Below are 16,744 nucleotides of genomic sequence, written 5' to 3' on the forward strand. Positions count from 1 at the left end.
TAATTTCCCAGTCATGGGAGATTGCTTTTAATGGAAATGTCCACCTTAAGGGGAACACGATGAACAACGTTCTGAAATTCTCTGCTCTGGCTCTGGCTGCTGTTCTGGCCACCGGTTGCAGCAGCCACTCGAAAGAAACCGAAGCACGTCTGACCGCTACTGAAGACGCCGCTGCTCGCGCTCAAGCCCGTGCCGATGAAGCCTATCGCAAGGCTGACGAAGCTCTGGCCGCCGCTCAGAAAGCCCAGCAGACCGCTGACGAGGCTAACGAGCGCGCCCTGCGTATGCTGGACAAAGCCAGCCGCAAGTAATAGATCTTCGGATCTGTTAGAAAACCGACCCTCCGGGGTCGGTTTTTTTATGCCCGCAGTTTTGTTACCCGAGCCAAGCAGGCAACAAAAAGCCCGCTCGACCGGTGAGGGTCGGCGGGCTCTTTGATTGCACGCGGCGAGTTACTGCAGCGGCATGGCATCCTGGTCGACAGTTGCGGCAACCGAACCGCCCTGCTGCACTTGCTGCGGCTGGGCAATGGCAACCGGCAGGCCATCTTCGGCAGCCACCACTTCACGCACCACGTTCCAGTCCATCTGCATCTGACTGGCGATGTCTTCGCGCTTGAGCAGGGCGTTGATCACTGCAGTGTGTTTGTCGACCACCGACGGATCACCGTTGTCGTCGATCGGCGCATGGGCCTCGAGGTAGATCTTGCCTTCGCTGCGACCGAACTTGTACGGCTCGTTGATGATGCGCACCTTGGTGCCTACCGGGATCATCGAGAACAACTGGGTCACGTCCCAGTTGTACATACGGAAGCAACCGTGGCTGGTGCGGGTACCGATACCGAACTTCTTGTTCGAACCATGGATGAGATAACCGTGGAAGCCCAGGCTCATCTTGTAAGGACCCAGCGGGTTGTCCGGACCCGGCGGTACCACGGACGGCAGCGGATCGCCATCGGCGGCGTGCTCGGCACGGATCGACGCCGGCGGATACCAGGCCGGGTCCTTGGTCTTGGCGATCACGCTGGTGCTGCCCACCGGCGAACCCCAGCCTTCACGACCGATGCCCAGGGCGTAGGTGTAGACGACGTTCTTGTCCTTGGGGAAGTAGTAGAGGCGGTATTCGGCAAGGTTGATCACCACACCTTCACGCGGACCGGCCGGCAGGACGAAGCGGGTCGGAATGATGACCTCGGTGCCCACGCCCGGCAGCCAGGCATCAACACCCGGGTTGGCGGCGATCATCTCGGAATAGCCGAGGCCGTACTTCTCGCCGAGGTCGGCGAAAGTGTCTTCGTACTTGGCCTTGATCACCTGGACCTGGCCGACGATATCGTCACCCGGCGCCGGCAGCGGCAATTCAATGGCGGAAACGGGGCCGGCCGAGAGCAGCGCGGCGAGGGACAGCGAGCAGGCGGCAATGACGCGCGACAACATCCGAGGATCCTTGACGTGGGCAATGAGCAAAGATGATCAGTTTACCACCGCAAGCCCCGTCAACGGGAGATATCAGACGAGCCAGGAACTGCGCGCGCCGCGCTTTTCCTCTTCCAGTTGTTTCAGGCAGGCCGCGCAGATGCGCCGATCGCGCAGCAATGGCTTCTCCACCCCGCGCCACAAGGGCTGCGCCGGCAACAGGCTGCCGCAAAGCGTACGGTCGGCCGAGGTTCCCAGCTCCAGTTGGCGCGCAACAAGATGCACCCGGATCTCGCGGCAGGCGAACAGATCCAGCTGCTCATCGGGCTCGATCAACTGGTAGGCGAAGAGGGTCCAGGCGGGGCGCGACATAGGGGGTTCCAGAAGGGTGCGCAAACATAGCCGAAAGGCCGGGCGCGGGGAAGCCTCGATTCCGTGGTTTATCCGTGCCGCTAGTCATCAAAGCAGAGGTTTGAGCGTCGGCCACACGTTGTCGAGCAGTTTAGGCTGTGCCGCCACCGCCGGATGAATACCGTCGGCCTGCATCATGTCCTGCACGCCCCCTACCCCTTCGAGGAAGAACGGTACCAGCGGAACCTTCTGCTCGCTCGCCACGCTGTCGAAGACCTTGGCGAACGCATCGGTATAGCGCTGCCCGTAGTTGGGCGGCAGGCGCATGCCGAGGAGCATTACCTTGGCACCCGACTTCTGCGACTGCTGAACCATCGCATTAAGATTCTGTTGCAATTGCGCCGGCGCCATTCCACGCAGGCCGTCATTGCCGCCCAACTCGATCACCACCAGCTTCGGCTTCTGCTCCGAAAGCAGCGCCGGCAGCCGCGCGAGGCCTCCCGCCGTGGTGTCGCCGGAGATCGACGCATTCACCACCTGGTAGTCGAAACCCTGCTCCTTCAGCCGCTTGTCCAGCAGGCTGACCCACCCCAGGCTGGTATCCAGCCCCAAACCGGCGCTGATACTATCGCCGACGACCAACAGCGTCTGCGCCGCGGCCTGCTGCGTGATCAGAAGCAACGCCAGGCAGCCGCCCATTAGCCATGCACGCATCGGATTCTCCATGAGCGAACGCATTCTCACCGCGCGGAACCTTAGCAAGGTTGTTTCCAGCGCGGAAGGCAAGCTGACCATCCTCCACGATCTCTCCCTCGACCTCGCCCGCGGCGACAGCCTCGCCATCGTCGGCAGTTCCGGCTCGGGCAAATCCACCCTCCTCGGCCTGCTCGCCGGGCTCGACCTGCCGAGCGGCGGCGAGATCGTCCTGCTCGGGCACACGCTCGGCAGCCTCGATGAAGACCAACGTGCACGGGTACGCGCGGCGCACGTCGGCTTCGTCTTCCAGTCCTTCCAGTTGCTCGACAGTCTCAATGCGCTGGAGAACGTCATGCTGCCGCTGGAACTGGATGGCCGCAAAGACGCCGAGCAGCGCGCCCGCGAACTGCTCGAACGGGTTGGCCTCGGCCAGCGCCTGAGCCACTACCCGCGCCAGCTCTCCGGTGGCGAACAGCAGCGGGTCGCCATCGCCCGCGCCTTCGCGGCCGAGCCGGACGTCCTGTTCGCCGACGAACCCACCGGCAACCTCGATACCCACACCGGCGAGCGCATCAGCGACCTGCTCTTCGAGCTGAACCGCGAGCGCGGCACCACCCTGGTCCTGGTGACCCACGACGAACGCCTCGCCCACCGCTGCCAGCGCCATATCCGTCTGGAAAGCGGCCACCTGATCGACCACGTCGAACCCTGACGGACGAGAGCCGATGAAGCCACTGTCGCTGCCCAACCTGTTCCGCCTGTCCCTGCGCCAACTGTGGCGCGAGGGCCGCAGCGGCGAGCTGCGCGTGCTGTTCTTCGCCCTGCTGGTAGCGGTGGCAGCCAGCTCCGCGATCGGCTACTTCAGCGCTCGCCTGAACGGCGCCATGCTGGTCCGCGCTGCCGAATTCCTCGGTGCGGACCTGGTACTCACCGGCACCCAGCCGGCCCAACAGCAGCAGATCGACAGCGGCCTCAAGCTCGGCCTGAAGCACGCGCAGAGCGTCGAGTTCTCCAGCGTGGTAGCCACCGACAACGGCATCCAGCTGAGCAGCGTCAAGGCCGTTGGCGACAGCTATCCCTTGCGCGGCGAACTGAAAAGCGCGCCAGCGCCCTTGCAACCGGAAGTCGAGGGCGGCCGTCCGGCGCCGGGCGAAATCTGGATCGAATCGCGCCTGCTGGCCAGCCTCGACCTGAAGATCGGCGACAGCGTCGACATCGGTCGCAAGTCCCTGCGCATCGCCCGCGTACTGACCTATGAACCGGACCGCGCCGGAGACTTCTACAGCCTTACCCCGCGCGTGATGATGAGCCTGCAGGACCTTGCCGCTACCGGCGTGGTGCAGCCCGGCAGCCGGGTGCGCTATCGCGACCTCTGGGGCGGCGCGCACGATGCGCTGCAAACTTACCGGAAAGCTACCCAGGGCAACCTTGCCGCCAACCAGGAACTGCAGGACGCCCACCATGGCAACCGCCAGATCGGCGATGCCCTGGGCCGCGCCGAGCGCTACCTGAACCTCGCCAGCCTTGCTGCCGTGCTGCTCGCCGGCGTGGCGGTGGCGCTCTCGGCGAACCGCTTCGCCACCCGCCGCTTCGACGCCAGCGCGCTGCTGCGCTGCCTCGGCCTGTCGCGTCGCGAAGCCCTGTTGTTGTATGGCAGCCAACTGTTCGTCCTGGGCCTGGTCGCCAGTATGTGTGGCGCCTTCCTCGGTTGGCTCGCGCAGCTCGGCCTGATGCATTTACTGGGCAACTTGCTGCCGCCGGAAATCCCCGACGCTGGCATCGTGCCCGCGCTTGCCGGCATGGCCACCGGACTGGTCGCCCTCGCCGGCTTCGCCCTGCCGCCACTCGCCGCGCTCGGGCGTGTACCGCCTCTGCGGGTGCTGCGCAGCGACCTGCTGCCAGTGCCGATGCGCACCTGGGCCGCCTATGGCTGCGCCCTGCTCGCCCTCGGCCTGATCATGTGGCGGCTGAGCCTGGACCTGAAACTCACCCTCGCCCTGCTAGGCGGCGGCGCTATCGCTGCGGTAATCCTCGGCTTCATCCTGCTGCTCGCCCTGCGCGGCCTGCGCAGGGCGCTGCAAGGCGCCAGCCTACCCTGGCGACTGGGCCTCGGCCAACTACTGCGCTACCCGCTGGCCGCCGCCGGGCAGAGCCTCGCCTTCGGCTTGATCCTGCTGGCCATGGCGCTGATCGCCTTGCTGCGCGGCGAGCTGCTGGACACCTGGCACTCCCAGCTGCCGCCCAACGCACCGAACCACTTCGCGCTGAATATCCTCCCCGCCGAGAAAGATGGCTTCGAGCAGCGGGTAAAGGCGCTGTCGCCCAATGCCGAAGACCTCTACCCGATGGTTCCCGGCCGCCTGGTGGCGGTGAACGGCAAGCCGGTTCATGCCATGAACGAGGACATCCGCAGCGAGCGAGCCCTGCAACGCGACCTGGGCCTGACCTGGTCCGCGCGCCTGCCCGCGGGCAACCAGATAGTCGCGGGCGCCTGGTGGAAGACGGGGGAAAAGAGCGATCTACCGGGCGTGTCGGTGGAAGAAAAGCTCGCTGGCAACCTCGGCCTGAACGTTGGCGACCACCTCAGCTTCACCGTCGCCGGACAGACCCGCGAAGCGCAGATCCGCAGCCTGCGCTCGGTGAAATGGGACAACTTCCAGCCCAACTTCTTCATGGTCTTCGAGCCGGGCACCCTGACCGACCTGCCGGTGACCTACCTGACCAGCTTCTATCTGCCCATCAGCCAGGAGCGCCAACTGATCGAACTGGCACGCGCCTATCCCACCGTCACCCTGCTTCCCGTTGACGCGCTGCTCGCGCAACTGCGCAGCATCCTCGACCAGGTGACCCTGGCCGTGGAGTACGTGCTGGTATTCGTCCTCGCCGCCGGCTTCGTGGTGCTGTTCGCCGGCCTGCAGGCCACCCTCGATGAACGCCTGCGCCAAGGCGCGCTGCTGCGTGCCCTGGGCGCTGAACGCAGCCTGCTGATGCGCACGCGGCGCAGCGAGTTTGCCCTGCTCGGCGCCGTCAGCGGCCTACTCGCGGCGCTGGGCTGCGAGCTGATCAGCTACCTGCTCTACCGGCTGGTGTTCGACCTGCCGTGGAGCCCGCATCCCTGGTTGCTGGTACTACCGGTGCTGGGGGCCCTACTGGTGGGCGGCGCCGGCTTGCTGGGCACCCGCCGTGCGCTCAACGTGAGCCCACTGCGCCTGCTGCGCGAGAGCTGATCGGGTAGACTGGCCCGATCACCCTCGCCGCACTGGAAGCCATGAGCCGTTATCGTCCGCCCCGCCCCGCTGGTACCCCGCTGATCACTCCCGAAGGCGAAGCGCGCCTGCGCGCCGAACTGCATGAACTGTGGAACGTGCGCCGGCCCCAGGTGACCCAGTCGGTCAGCGAGGCTGCCGCGCAAGGTGATCGCTCTGAGAACGCCGAGTACACCTACGGCAAGAAGATGCTGCGGGAGATCGACAGCCGCGTGCGCTTCCTGCGCAAGCGCCTGGAAAACTGCAAGGTGGTCAGCGAGCGCCCGGCCGATCCGAACAAGGTCTACTTCGGCGCCTGGGTCACCCTGGAAGACGAGGACGGCGAACAGGCCCGCTACCGCATCGTCGGCCCGGACGAACTGGACCTGCGCAACAACCACATCAGCATCGACTCGCCACTGGCCCGCGCGCTGGTGGGCAAAGAGCTGGACGCCGAGGTGATGGTGCGCAGCCCGTCAGGCGAGAAGCTCTGGTTCGTGGTGGAAATCGAGTACCCCTGAGCAACGCAGGCACTGCACTTGTAGGAGCGAGCTTGCTCGCGAACCCGCCCAACACTGGAGCTGCCGGGAAATCCGTTCGCGAGCAAGCTCGCTCCTACAGGCTTAACCTGGAGCTCAGAGCGACGGCGGGCGCCGAGTGATCAGGCCTTGCCGAGCAACACGGGTCAGCTCGTGGATGGCCGACTCCAACTGCTCGGCCACTGGCGACTGGACCACGGCAAAATCGAAGCTATCAGAAGGGAAACGCGCGAGATCGGCAAAGGTTTCGGCGAACTGGATCAGGAAGGTACGCGAGCCGTTCCAGCGCTTGGGCCAGCCATCGAGGTAACGGACGAGAGTGGGCTGGTGATTACCGCCCAGGAGAATCTTCGGGTTGCGGCGAACCAGGCCGGTGGTGATCGGGGCCAGGCGCACATGCGGGTTGGGACAGGTCATGGTGTCACGTCTCCGCCTCAGGGGTCCTGCTGGACGCGGCGAGAGGCACACCGAACCAGCGCTTTAGCGGTATTTCGATGTCAGCCATCGCTGCATCCGCGCCCCGCAAGTTGCTACTTAAATCGGCGCTGTGCGGCATCCTAGAGAAGCCCCGGCAAAGCTGTCAAGGAGACTTCAGTCGATGACCACCCCACCCCTGCGCCTGTTCTTCGCCCTGCCCTGCCCGCCGGAACTGGCGGTGCGGATCTGCGCCTGGCGCGACGGCCTGCACCTCGACGGCCAGCCCGTTGCCCAGGCCAACCTGCACCTGACACTCGCCTTCCTCGGCTCAGTGCCCCGCGGCCGCAAGGCGGAACTCCGAGCCATCGGCGAACGCCTGCCGCGCCAGGGTTTCAACCTGGAACTGGACCACATTGCGCGCTGGTCCAACGGCATCCTTCACCTCGCGCCCAGCGAAGTGCCGACCGCGCTGCACGAGCTGGTCCATGCGCTGCGCGAGGAATTGAAGGCAGGAGGATTCGAGGTCGAGCACCGCCCCTTCCACCCTCACATCACCCTCGCACGCCACGCGCACCACACGCCGGCGGCCACGGCGTCATTCCGCTTGCCAGCGCAGGCCGTGACGCTGTTCAGCTCGGAAAACAGCCCCACCGGCGTGCGCTATCGCGCCATCGGCGAGTGGCCGCTAGAGCGCTGCTGAACGCACCGCCCATTCCTCGGCGTAATCGAGGAAACGACGCAGGCCGGCGGTGGGGTACTTGTCGATATGCAGCGCACGGAAGAACGTACGCCGCAACGGCCCTAGCGGGTTGTCCAGGCGCACCAGCTCGCCGCGCACCAGCTCTGCCTGCACTACGCGCTGCGACAGGCAGCCGATGCCGAATCCGCTGCCGACGAGTTGCTTGATCGCTTCGGCGTTGCTCACCTCCAGCGGCGCGTTAACGCTGCCCAGGCGCGGCAACACCTGCTGCTCGAATGTCACTCGGGTGCCCGAACCTGCCTCGCGCAGCACCCAGCGCGCCGCCGCCAGGTCCTGCAGGCTGATGCGCTCAGCCAGCGCCAGGGGATGATCCGGCGCCACTACCAGCAACAGTTCATCGTCCATCCAGGGCGTGAGCTGGATCTGCGGATGCTGGATCGGTGCCTCGATGAAGGCCACATCCAGCCTGAATTCGGCCAATGCCTCGATCACCCCGCCACTGTTGGCGACCTGCAGCTCCAGGCGGCTTTCAGGCAACGCGCGGAGAAAGCCGGACATCACCTGCGGCAGCAGGTAGCCGCCGATGCTGCGGCTGGCACCCAGGCTCAACTGCACCGGCGCCGACTCGAACAGGCTCTCCAGCTCTGCGCTCTGCGCCAGCAATGCGCTGGCCTTGGGGTAGAAGGCACGGCCGTTGTCGTTGAGCGCCAGGCGCTTGCCACTGCGGTCGAACAGGCGCGTGCCGAGCGTACGCTCCAGCTCCTGCAACGCCTGGCTGGCAGCGGACTGCGACAGCGCTATGCGTGATGCGGCCTGGGTCACGTTGCCCAGTTCGGCGATGGCGGTGAAGGTCGCCAATTGGCGAAGGGTGATGCGCGGCCCCATATCGATAAAACCGGTCAACCTAATAAGAACAATCCGTTTTTACACTAAGTGGAGTGGCGGCACCATGGCTTTACCTTACAAAAGGAGCCCGTAATGAACGCCCTTCGCCGTCTGCCCTACTACGTCCCCGGCGCCCTGCTCTGCCTGGGCATCGCCTTCGGCTCCCGCCAGCTCATGGAAATCCCTGCGCTGCAGCACCTGGGGCTCGGCAGCCTGACCCTGGCGATCCTCATCGGCCTGCTGGCCGGCAACCTCGGCCTGGCCCGCTTCGGCAGCATCCGCCCCGGCATCGACCTGTCGCGCCAGCAGCTGCTGCGCCTGGGCGTGGTGCTCTATGGCCTGCGCCTGACCTTCCAGGACATCGCCGCCCTCGGCCCGGCCGCGCTGATCATCGACGTGCTGATGGTAGGTAGCACTCTGACCGTGGCCTGGTGGATCGGCGAACGCTGGCTCAAGCTGCCGCGCGAAAGCGCCCTGCTGATCGGCGCCGGCAGCGCCATCTGCGGCGCCGCGGCAGTGATGGCGAGCAGCCCGGTGCTCAAGGCGCGCGCCGAGCATACCGCCGTCGCGGTGGCCACCGTTGTGCTGTTCGGTACCCTGGCGATGCTGCTGCATCCGTTGATCTACGCTGCGCTGCCCAACCTGTTCGGCAGCGAGCAAGCCTTTGGCATATTCACCGGCTCGACCATCCACGAAGTCGCCCAGGTGGTCGCCGCCGGCCGCGCCATGGACCCGGCCGCCGCCGATGCCGCGCTGATCAGCAAGATGCTGCGCGTCCTGCTACTGGCTCCGGCGCTGCTGATCCTCGGTCGTGTTGGCTGCGCCGAAGCTGCCGAGCCGGGTACCCGTCGCAAACTGCACATCCCCGGTTTCGCCGTGTTCTTCCTGCTGGTGACCGGCCTGCGCTCGCTGGGCTGGGTGCCGGAAAGCTGGCTGGCCCCGTTGCAGCAACTGGACGACGTGATGCTCGGCATGGCCATGGCCGCCCTGGGGCTGGCCACCCGACTCGGCGACCTGCGCAAGGAAGGCCCCAAACCGCTGCTGCTGGGCGCCGGGCTGTTCGTCTTCCTGCTGGTGGGCGGCGGCCTGATCAATGGCGGCGTGCAGTACCTGTTCCACTGATTTCGGAGAGAAAACAAAAAGGGCAGACACCTTGGGTGTCCGCCCTTTTTCGTTACAGGCGTTCTATTACTTCACTGGCGATCAGCTGGACAGCTTGCGGTCCAGGGAGAACGGGCCGGCGCCGCTGATCAGCAGTGCGACGCTGATCATGATCAGGGTGAAGGCGTATTCGAAGCCATTGGCGGTGATGAAGAAGCCGTTAGCCAGGTGAACGCTGAACACCGCGACCAGCATGGCGACGATCAGCGGGATGCTCGCCAAGCGCACCAGCAGGCCGAGGACCAGGGCCAGGCCGCCGAAGAATTCGGCGCTACCGGCCAGAGCAGCCATCAGGTAGCCAGGGGTCACGCCGAGGGATTCCAGCCAGCCCGCCATGCCTTGCAGGCCCGGGCCGCCGAAGGCGCCGAAGAGCTTCTGCGAGCCGTGAGCCATGAAGGTCAGGCCGGTGGTGATACGCAGTACAGCGATGCCAGCGCCAGCGTTGGTGGTCAGGATGGATTTGATCAGCGAGTTCATGGTGCGTCCTTATGGAAGCTCTAGTGGGAGCGAAGGGTGGCGTAGGAAGTTGGTGACAACCGTGGTTGCTTGGCGACCAATATAACCAGTTTTTACGATATCAAAAGCGCAAAATCGCGCTAATAACTATCGAATAAACCGATTACTTCTTGATTGCCGCCACGCTTTCACGTGGCTCGAGGCCATCACGTTCCCGCTGATATGCAAGATAGTACTTGTTGACGCTGCTGACGTAGTTCACCACGCCCATGCCCAGTTGCTCGGCCGCCACGCGCTCGACCTGGAAGAACCACTGGTTGGGGTTCAGGCCCTGGCGCTTGGCCTCCGCACGCAGGCTTTGCACCCGCTCGGGACCGGCATTGTAGGCAGCAAGAACGAAGGCCATGCGGTCCCGTTCATTGATGCGCGGACTGGAGAAGAAGCGCTTGCGCAGCATCGCCATGTAACGGCTGGCGGCCTGCACGTTGTTCTCCTTCTGGTGCACGGTATCCACGCCGACGGCGCGGGCCGCCGCCGGGGTGATCTGCATCAGCCCGGTGGCACCGCCAGCGCCGCGCGCGCTGGCATCGAGATTGGATTCCTTGAAGCCCACCGCAGCCAGGGCGAGCCAGTCCACCTTGCTCTGCTCGGCATAGCGCTGCAAGGTCGGGCGCACGGCTTCCAGGCGCTTGCGGTCAGGCACCTGAAGCGGGTTGCGCACCTGATAGGCGCGGCGGTACAGACGCTGGAAAGCCGCGTCCTGGTCCGCCGGCGCGCGGTAGTCCTTGAGGAAGCGGTTGACGCTGGCGCGAAGCATCGGTGCGTCGCGGCGCACGTACCAGGCCATCGGCTCACTGTTGTCCAGCACCAGATGCCGGTCGACGCGCAACTTGGTGAAGACCTTGCTCCAACGCTCGGCGATGGGCTGCTCGACCACGGTGTAGTTGAAGATGCCGGCCTGGACCATCTCCAGCACGTCTTCCACGGCGAGCGAGGAATCGGTCCACTCCAGCACCAGCGGCGCCAGTCGCTTCTGCGCCAGACGCTCGTTGACCTTGCGCACGGCCTCGCCAGCGGCGCTGCCGGCCGGCAGGGTGATGGTGCGGCCGGCAAGTTGCTCCAGGCGGACGAACTTGCGGTTGCCCTGCTTGGTCACCAGCACCAGCGGCACGTCGGCCTTCCACGGCAGGCTGGGGCTGAGATTCTGGCCATCGCGGGCCAGCAGGACCTCCCCAGGCGCAACCAGATCGCCTTCACCGCGCTGCAACGCGCCGAGCAATTGATCCTTGGCCTTGGGAATGAATTTGACGGTGAGCGGCTTGCGCCCCGGGGCGCTGTCGTTGAGGTACTGCTCGAAGGCTCGCAGGCGGCGGTACTCTACGCCGATGGGCTCGCCCTTGATTTCGCCAGAACTGTTGCGGCTCTGGTTGACCAGGACCCGGAGGGTGCCACCGGAGCGGATGGTGGCCAGGTCACGGGCACCGCTGCTTTCCTGTTCCCAGTTTTCCGGCTGGGCCGTCAGGCGCGCGGCCGCCGGCAGTGGCGTCAAAGCCACAAGGCACAGCAGTAGCAGCAACAGTCGCGTCATCCAGCTCTCCAGGGGGTTGCACACGGCACCGGCCCGATCAGAGCGCGGTTTTGGCCGCAAGTTCCCAGCCGCCGAGGGCGCGCGAGACTCTCACAGCACGGGCCGAATGCCAACCCGAAATTCCGGAAGCACTTTCAGAAGTGGCTTCAACTATCTGTTTTAAAAGGGTTTTTATTGAAAAACAGAGGTTCTGCTATGCTGCTCGCCCGAACCAAGGGATGAACGATGCAACTGATCGACATTGGCGTCAACCTCACCCATCCGAGCTTCGCCCCGGAACGTGAAGCTGTCCTCGCTCGCGCGATCGAGGCCGGCGTCGTGCAGATGGTGCTGACCGGTACCAGCCTGGATGACAGCGAACAGGCCCTGGGACTGTGCCGGCAACTGGACGAAGAACAGCGTCTTTACTGCACCGCGGGCGTCCATCCGCACGAAGCCAGCCACTGGGACAGCGGCACCGCGAAAGCACTGCGCGGCCTGCTGGCCGAGGACCGGGTCAAGGCCGTGGGCGAATGCGGGCTGGACTTCAACCGCGACTTTTCGCCGCGTCCGCAGCAGGAGAAGGCTTTCGAGGAACAGCTGAGCCTCGCCGTGGAGCTGCAATTGCCGGTGTTCATCCACGAGCGCGATGCCGGCGAACGCCTGCTGGCGATCCTCAAGGACTTCCGCGACAAGCTGCCGGCCGCCGTTGTGCATTGCTTTACCGGCGAGCGCCGTACGCTTTATTCGTACCTCGACCTCGACCTGCACATCGGCATCACCGGCTGGATCTGCGACGAACGCCGAGGCACCCACCTGCAGGAACTGGTGCGGGAAATTCCCGAAGGCCGGCTGATGCTGGAAAGCGACGCTCCTTATCTATTGCCGCGAACCCTGCGTCCGAAACCCAAGAACGGCCGCAACCAACCGGCCTACCTGCCCGAAGTGCTGGCCTGCGTGGCCCAGCACCGAGGCGAGAGCGCAGAGCGTGTCGCCGCCCACACCAGCGACTGCGCGCGACGCTTCTTTGGCCTGCCGGAAATTTGAACCGGCTCTCAAGATAGCCCTTCGTCGGCCGATAAGTCGGTAGCAGAAGGTGGCTTGATTCCCATCAATTGCCACCTTCATCCTTTTCACGACAATAATGGCGCCTCGCCACTATTCGACCGACAAGAAGAGATATATGGCCGCCTGGATCCGCGATATTTCCCTCAAGTACAAGTTCTGGGCCGTCAACGCGGTCGCCTTCGTCACCACCTTGCTGCTGGTGCTGTTCGCCATGCACCAGGAGCTCGACGGGCGCAACCAGCAGGCACGCCAGGGTGCCGAAGCCCAGGCCCAGCTGCTCAAGAACTGGCCGGCAGGTTTGGCGCTGCCGAACTCGCCGAACCTTGTCAGCTTCGCCAGCGGCAGTTCGCCGCAAATCGCCGGTGTCGACGGCTCCGCCCTCGCCCGCGCCAACGGCTGGGTTGATCTGCAGGGCGTGCAGACCCGCGCCGGTGCACTGGCCGGCGCCTATGTACAGGACATCGGCAGCGGCCAGCGCGTCGCTGTCCTCGCCCCCGGCGCGGACTTCTGGAGCGTCTTCGAGGAGCGCGCAGTGCCCTTCGCCGGCGCCGTACTGGTGCTGATGCTGGCCCTGCTGGCCGCCTCGCAGTTGCTGATCCGGTTCATCCTCACCCACCTGCTGACCCTGCGCGACGTGATGCTCCATGTGGAGAAGAGCGGCGACCTGGCCGCCCGCGTGCCGCTGGAGAGCCGCGACGAGGTCGGCCAGATGGCTACCGCCTTCAACGCCATGCAGGCCGGCTACCAGCGCGTGGTCGGCACCGTCGCCCAGGCTGCCGGGCGCCTCGACGAAGGCGCGCGCAGCCTCGCCAACAGCATGGGCCAGGTGCGTCAGGGCATGCTCGGCCAGCAGAGCGAGACCGACCAGGCCGCCACCGCCATCAACGAGATGTCCACCACCGTCCACCACATCGCCCAACACGCCGCCGACACCCGCGACCAGTCGCAGGAAGCCGACCGTCTCGCCGGCAACGGGCAACAGGTCGTCGGCCGCGTCGGCCAGTCCATCGCCGGCTTGTCCCAGGGCGTGCAGCAGACCGCCGAGATGATCCAGCAACTGGCCCAGGACAGCCACAAGATCAGTAGCGTGGTCAGCGTGATCCACGGCATCGCCGAACAGACCAACCTGCTCGCCCTCAACGCCGCCATCGAGGCTGCCCGCGCCGGCGAGATGGGCCGCGGTTTCGCGGTGGTCGCCGATGAAGTACGCAACCTCGCCAAGCGCGTGCAGGACTCCACCGACGAGATCACCCAGATGATCAACGCACTGCAGTCCGGCACCCGCGACGCCGTGGAGTTCATGCAGGAAAGCTCGATCAAGGCCGACGGCTGCGTCGAGGAAGCCCGCGAAGCCGGCGAGGCCCTGGCGGCGATCGCCTCGGCCGTGGCGCTGATGCGCGAGAGCAATACACAGATCGCCGTGGCCGCCGAGCAACAGAGCCAGGTGGCCGAGGAAATGACCCGCTCGGTGGTCGGTATCCGTGACGTCACCGAGCACACCGTACAGCAGACCGTGGACTCCGCCGGCACCAGCCACCAGTTGGCGGACCTCGCCGGTGAGCTGAGCCGCGCCATCCGCCAGCTGCGCCTGTAATCCCTATCGCCCGCATAGCCTGTGCCCATTGGCACGGGTTTCGCGGCAGCACCTAGACTGCTGACATTCCGCCCGCCTGCACTCAGGCGGGCCTTTCAGTCTCAGGAGCTTCGCCATGGGCAAACGTCACCCCAACCTCGTCGCCTGGCAGTGGCAGGGCTACGCTGCCAATCACCGCAACCCGACCAACCTGGCGCTGCACATCATCGCCGTGCCGCTGTTCATCCTTGGCGCCCTGACGCTGCTCAGCGGGCTGTTCGGCCTGAGCCTGACAACGATTCTGCTGGGCGTGATCGGCATGATCGCCTCGCTGGCCATCCAGGGCCGAGGGCACAAGCTCGAGGAAGAGGCACCCGAACCCTTCACCGACCGCAAGGACGCCGTGGGCCGCCTTCTCACCGAGCAATTCATTACCTTCCCGCGCTTCGTGCTGAGCGGCGCCTGGTGGCGCGCCTGGCGTAGTCGCCGGCGCTGAGCCGGCCCTAACAGAAAGGCGTGGCATTTCGGCCATTCAAGTACCGGGCAGGTTCGCCGATATAATCGTCGAGATTTCGTCACGAGCTGTTGAGATGTCGGCTTTTCGTCATTTTATTGGCATTTTTGCCTGCCTGTTTATTGTCACGCCTGCTCACTCAGCCCCGGAACCGGCGGCCGAGCGCACCGTGCTGATCCTGGCGGTGAAAGGCCAGCCGCAGCTCCAGCGCCAATACACCCTGCGCGACCTGGAAGCACTGCCGCAGACCGAGCGGCGCTCCATGCTCCCCGACGAATCCCAGGTCTACGGCTGGCAGGGCGTACGCCTGAGCACCCTGCTCGCCGGCTTCGACCGCGGCGCCGCCCAGCGCCTGCGGGTCGAGGCGCTGAACGACTATTCCGCCCTGATCCCGTTGAGTGACCTCGACGCCTTCGACCCGATTCTCGCCTACCGCCGCGACGGCCAAGCCATCGGCATCGCCGAGCGCGGCCCGCTGTTCGTCATCTACCCGATGCTCGATCACCCGGAGTTGCGGACACAGGTCTATTTCAACCGCACCGTCTGGCAGGTAAGCCGCATTACCCTGGAGTGATCGCCGTGCCCCCGCAAGCTCCCAGGCGGCGCCATCGCCGCCTGACCATCATCATCCTCAGCAGCCTGATCGCGGCGCTGACTGCCGGCGCCGGCGCGGCGCTGCTGATGGTGCACCAGCATGTCCGCCAACTGGCCCATCCCGACGCCCACAGCGAGCTGTGGCAGGCCTACCAGCTGCGCGCCGAGCTGGAGCGCTCACTGAGCACCGCGCAAAAGGTGCTCGCCGGAAAGAGCGACAGCGATGCCCTGGCGACCCGCGTCGAAGTGCTCGCCAGCCTCCTGCCGCCGCTGCGCAATTCGCCTGTCTACAGCTACCTGGTCGTGCCACGCCCGGAAGTGCAGGCGACCCTGGAGCGAATCCAGCGCCTGAGCGACGCCTGGCTCAAGCGCGCCCCGTGGGGTCAGCCGCAAGCCGCAAGGCTCCTGGCCGGCGAGATGCTGCGTGAACTACCGCCCCTGCTCGAACCGACGCACGAACTGGTGGTCGTCACCAATATCGCCCTGACCAATTACATGGATGCCGAGCGCCTGGACCTGCAGCGTGCCTTCAACCTGCTGGCCTGGGTGCTTTTCGGCCTCGGCCTGTGCAGCGTGCTGCTGGCTCTGCGGGTCATCGCCAACTCGCGGCGCAAGCTGCTGCTCACGCAGCGACTGCATGATCTCAACCAATCCCTGGAACAACGCGTCGAGCAGCGTACCCAGGAGTTGAGCGAGCGCAAGGCACTGCTGCGCTACATCCTCGATACCAGCCCCAGCGACGTGGCGCTGCTCAGCGATGAGGATTCCCGCGCGCACTACGTCAGCCCGCGCCTGCTGCAACGTACCGGCATCCATCCGGACGAGCCCTTCACCCTGCACCGGCTATTTGACGACCCCGACGAGGAAGCGCGCTTCCGCCAGTCCCTGGCCGAACGCGGCCAGTTGGACAGCTGGGAAACCCGCCTGGCGGGCAACCCCGCCTACTGGGCGATCGTCTGGGCGCGCAAGATGGAAGTGGACGGTCACCCCGCCTCGCTGGTGTGGAGTTTCGACATCAACCAGCGCAAAGCCATGGAGCAGGAACTGCGCCTGCTGGCCACTACCGATCCGCTGACCGGTCTGCAGAACCGCCATGCCTTCGTCAAACGCGGCGTCGCCCTGCTCAAGAGCGCGCAGCGCTACGAGCGCCAGTGCGCAGCGCTGATGCTGGACATCGATTTCTTCAAGCCGATTAACGACACCCACGGCCATGCTTTCGGCGATGCCGTGCTGCAAGCCGTGGCGAAGGAACTGACACAGGGGTTGCGCGAAGTGGACCTGCTCGGCCGTCTGGGTGGCGAGGAGTTCGCCGCGATCCTTCCGGAAACCGACCTGCAGCAGGCGCTGCTGGTCGCCGAGCGGGTGCGCAACAGCGTGCAGGCGCTGTCCTTCACCAGTGAGGACGGCAGCCGCGTGCGCCTGACCCTGAGCATCGGCGTGGCCGCACGCCGCGAAGGCGAACTGCGTCTGGAAGACCTGCTCGCCCGTGCCGACCGCGCGCTTTACCGGGCCAAGGCCGGCGGGCGCAATCGTACGGAAACCGCGCCCGGTATCTAGTTGAAA

General features: G+C 65.5%; 18 protein-coding genes. 11 read left to right on the forward strand and 7 right to left on the reverse strand.

The annotated features are described in order from the left end of the window. Positions 1–59 precede the first annotated feature (59 nt). Complete coding sequence (gene oprI / locus ACNFH5_RS19055; RefSeq protein WP_017517003.1) at positions 60–311, forward strand: outer membrane lipoprotei OprI; 252 nt, start codon at positions 60–62, stop codon at positions 309–311. A gap of 141 nt (positions 312–452) precedes the next feature. Here the strand turns inward: oprI and ACNFH5_RS19060 are convergent, their stop codons facing one another. The 3 genes from ACNFH5_RS19060 to ACNFH5_RS19070 form a co-directional block, all read right to left on the reverse strand. Beyond that, positions 453–1,436 carry a L,D-transpeptidase family protein gene (locus ACNFH5_RS19060; RefSeq protein ID WP_416748578.1) on the reverse strand — a complete coding sequence of 328 codons (984 nt, stop codon included), beginning with the start codon at positions 1,434–1,436 and terminating at the stop codon, positions 453–455. Positions 1,437–1,508: 72 nt separating this feature from the next. Continuing rightward, a complete protein-coding gene (locus ACNFH5_RS19065) occupies positions 1,509–1,787 on the reverse strand; it encodes a hypothetical protein (protein WP_416748580.1) in 279 nt (92 codons plus the stop codon). A gap of 87 nt (positions 1,788–1,874) precedes the next feature. Beyond that, positions 1,875–2,480: an arylesterase gene (locus ACNFH5_RS19070; RefSeq protein WP_416748582.1), complete on the reverse strand. Its 606-nt coding sequence runs from the start codon at positions 2,478–2,480 to the stop codon at positions 1,875–1,877. Between the two features lie 10 nt (positions 2,481–2,490). Between ACNFH5_RS19070 and ACNFH5_RS19075 the strand changes: the two genes are divergently transcribed. From ACNFH5_RS19075 to greB, 3 genes are read left to right on the forward strand one after another with little or no spacing between them, the layout of a single operon-like run. Next, positions 2,491–3,174 carry an ABC transporter ATP-binding protein gene (locus tag ACNFH5_RS19075; RefSeq protein WP_416748584.1) on the forward strand — a complete coding sequence of 228 codons (684 nt, stop codon included), beginning with the start codon at positions 2,491–2,493 and terminating at the stop codon, positions 3,172–3,174. Positions 3,175–3,187: 13 nt separating this feature from the next. Next, a complete protein-coding gene (locus tag ACNFH5_RS19080; protein WP_416748586.1) occupies positions 3,188–5,689 on the forward strand; it encodes an ABC transporter permease in 2,502 nt (833 codons plus the stop codon). A 41-nt stretch (positions 5,690–5,730) separates the two neighbouring features. Further along, on the forward strand, positions 5,731–6,228 hold the full coding sequence (gene greB / locus ACNFH5_RS19085) for a transcription elongation factor GreB (protein ID WP_236170820.1): 498 nt from the start codon (positions 5,731–5,733) through the stop codon (positions 6,226–6,228). A 114-nt stretch (positions 6,229–6,342) separates the two neighbouring features. Here greB and ACNFH5_RS19090 read toward each other — a convergent pair whose 3' ends face one another. Continuing rightward, positions 6,343–6,663: a hypothetical protein gene (locus ACNFH5_RS19090; protein ID WP_054909696.1), complete on the reverse strand. Its 321-nt coding sequence runs from the start codon at positions 6,661–6,663 to the stop codon at positions 6,343–6,345. A 181-nt stretch (positions 6,664–6,844) separates the two neighbouring features. Between ACNFH5_RS19090 and thpR the strand changes: the two genes are divergently transcribed. Continuing rightward, a complete protein-coding gene (thpR, locus tag ACNFH5_RS19095) occupies positions 6,845–7,363 on the forward strand; it encodes an RNA 2',3'-cyclic phosphodiesterase (RefSeq protein ID WP_416748589.1) in 519 nt (172 codons plus the stop codon). On the opposite strand, the gene ACNFH5_RS19100 is transcribed toward thpR, so the two are convergent. Next, positions 7,349–8,248, reverse strand: a complete 900-nt coding sequence (locus ACNFH5_RS19100; RefSeq protein ID WP_416748591.1) for a LysR family transcriptional regulator — start codon at positions 8,246–8,248, stop codon at positions 7,349–7,351. The genes thpR and ACNFH5_RS19100 overlap by 15 nt on opposite strands. 93 nt (positions 8,249–8,341) lie before the next feature. Here ACNFH5_RS19100 and ACNFH5_RS19105 point away from each other — a divergent pair, with 93 nt between their 5' ends. Beyond that, positions 8,342–9,370, forward strand: coding sequence for a YeiH family protein (locus ACNFH5_RS19105; protein ID WP_416748593.1), 1,029 nt, complete (start codon positions 8,342–8,344; stop codon positions 9,368–9,370). A gap of 81 nt (positions 9,371–9,451) precedes the next feature. Here ACNFH5_RS19105 and ACNFH5_RS19110 read toward each other — a convergent pair whose 3' ends face one another. Both ACNFH5_RS19110 and ACNFH5_RS19115 read right to left on the reverse strand, forming a co-directional pair. After that, positions 9,452–9,886, reverse strand: coding sequence for a DoxX family protein (locus tag ACNFH5_RS19110; protein WP_017517576.1), 435 nt, complete (start codon positions 9,884–9,886; stop codon positions 9,452–9,454). Between the two features lie 142 nt (positions 9,887–10,028). Then, positions 10,029–11,453 (reverse strand): transglycosylase SLT domain-containing protein, encoded by a 1,425-nt coding sequence (locus ACNFH5_RS19115; RefSeq protein WP_416748595.1) that lies wholly within the window; start codon positions 11,451–11,453, stop codon positions 10,029–10,031. A 225-nt stretch (positions 11,454–11,678) separates the two neighbouring features. On the opposite strand from ACNFH5_RS19115, the gene ACNFH5_RS19120 reads away from it, so the two are divergent. The 5 genes from ACNFH5_RS19120 to ACNFH5_RS19140 all read left to right on the forward strand — a co-directional run bounded on the left by ACNFH5_RS19120 (position 11,679) and on the right by ACNFH5_RS19140 (position 16,738). Continuing rightward, on the forward strand, positions 11,679–12,479 hold the full coding sequence (locus tag ACNFH5_RS19120) for a TatD family hydrolase (protein WP_416748597.1): 801 nt from the start codon (positions 11,679–11,681) through the stop codon (positions 12,477–12,479). A 136-nt stretch (positions 12,480–12,615) separates the two neighbouring features. Further along, positions 12,616–14,094, forward strand: a complete 1,479-nt coding sequence (locus tag ACNFH5_RS19125; RefSeq protein ID WP_416748599.1) for a methyl-accepting chemotaxis protein — start codon at positions 12,616–12,618, stop codon at positions 14,092–14,094. A gap of 115 nt (positions 14,095–14,209) precedes the next feature. After that, on the forward strand, positions 14,210–14,569 hold the full coding sequence (locus tag ACNFH5_RS19130; protein WP_416748601.1) for an Mpo1-like protein: 360 nt from the start codon (positions 14,210–14,212) through the stop codon (positions 14,567–14,569). A 187-nt stretch (positions 14,570–14,756) separates the two neighbouring features. Continuing rightward, positions 14,757–15,161, forward strand: coding sequence for a molybdopterin-dependent oxidoreductase (locus tag ACNFH5_RS19135; protein ID WP_416748603.1), 405 nt, complete (start codon positions 14,757–14,759; stop codon positions 15,159–15,161). Beyond that, entirely contained in the window at positions 15,161–16,738 is a 1,578-nt protein-coding gene (locus tag ACNFH5_RS19140; protein ID WP_416748680.1) for a diguanylate cyclase, read from the forward strand. Before ACNFH5_RS19135 ends, ACNFH5_RS19140 begins: the two co-directional genes overlap by 1 nt. Positions 16,739–16,744 lie beyond the last annotated feature (6 nt).

The sequence above is a fragment of the Pseudomonas sp. NY15435 genome, assembly GCF_048068295.1.
In the GTDB taxonomy this organism is placed as follows: Bacteria; Pseudomonadota; Gammaproteobacteria; order Pseudomonadales; family Pseudomonadaceae; genus Pseudomonas.